This window comes from Aeromonas sp. QDB11 (assembly GCF_027705265.1).
Taxonomy (GTDB): domain Bacteria; phylum Pseudomonadota; class Gammaproteobacteria; order Enterobacterales; family Aeromonadaceae; genus Aeromonas; species Aeromonas allosaccharophila.
Genome location: NZ_JAPDBM010000179.1, coordinates 1 through 1,154, shown reverse-complemented (window position 1 = coordinate 1,154; position 1,154 = coordinate 1). Strand labels below are relative to the sequence as shown.

Here is a 1,154-nt window from a genome sequence, read left to right as displayed (position 1 = left end):
AAGTCAGTTGGTAAATGATGTCTAACAATTCGTTCAAGCCGACCGCGCTACGCGCGGCGGCTTAACTCCGGCGTTAGGCCAGTGGAGAAATGCTTATGCTCGATATCGTAATCGGGAGATGGACCAGCAGCCCACTTGATTTTCTTATCACTGCTAGCATGCCATTCTTAGTTCTCGCAGGTTTATGGGTGGTTTGTCTACTGCGTAGTGTCCAGCTACCCCGGTTATTCTATGCAGTCGCTGTTTTTTGTTCCCTTGCATGCATCCTCTATGCACCGGTATGTGGGTGCATGGGCTCCACGCAGACAGTTGGGGCCACCATAGTCGCACTTATATTTTGTGCTATTTTTTTTGGTCCGCTATCTCTCGTCTATGTCTTACTTTCTCGATGGCGTGCATCATGACGGCACAGCTTGTCCGGGTCCACTCGCACCTTTCGCTAAATAGCTATTTAGCTTGTATTGTTCGGCGGCTACGCGCCAAAAATAGATCGATTTAAATAAAACAGCATCCGCCAAGACGTATGCCTTAATGCGCTCAGTATATTTGATGCACCGGGTATGCCTTCAGATACACCACACCATTCGTTGGCTGTTCGTTATTTGCACACGATGGAATTTTAAGGCTCATATCACAGTCGAAATATTGGCCACCGGAAGAGAGATGTACCGACTTCATGAAAATTAATGGTGCCGAACTGGTATCTAAGGTCAACAGCCGGATATTAAAACGCTCAGATTTGCTGTCTGGGTCTTGATTCATGGTGATGGTATAATGCACGCCTTCTGTTGTGGCAAAGCTGTATTGCTGCACGTCCATCTCGTCGTCATTCATCAGTAACCCGATCAGAACACAACCTGCAACCAGCAATAATATAGAAAGTGCGAATAAGCGCGGATGGTTTTTTATTGTATTTATTATGCTTGCCATGACGATGCCTCTTGTTGGCTTCCAGTAAAACACGCTGAGATATCAAAAGAGAACCAAATGTTCTCGTTGGCTAATAACATCATGTCGATCGGCCAATAACATCATGCCGATCACTATTTTTCTGCCCGCGTTTATAGCGTCTTTCTTTGTAACCGTTCACCGGGACGGTGTTGACAGCACCAACTCCTCCGGGAACGGGTAGTCGGTTTTCTCGATGCAGGACC

The 1,154-nt window shown here is 46.7% G+C and carries 1 protein-coding gene; it reads right to left on the bottom strand.

Annotation, left to right across the window (positions count from 1 at the left end):
• Positions 1-537 precede the first annotated feature (537 nt).
• Positions 538-930 carry a hypothetical protein gene (locus OKC40_RS22515; protein WP_160387673.1) on the bottom strand — a complete coding sequence of 131 codons (393 nt, stop codon included), beginning with the start codon at positions 928-930 and terminating at the stop codon, positions 538-540.
• Positions 931-1,154: the final 224 nt, after the last annotated feature.

Excerpts from the sequence above, each read along its gene's own strand:
- OKC40_RS22515 (WP_160387673.1), bottom strand. The coding sequence starts at position 930 with ATGGCAAGCATAATAAATACAATAAAAAACCATCCGCGCTTATTCGCA.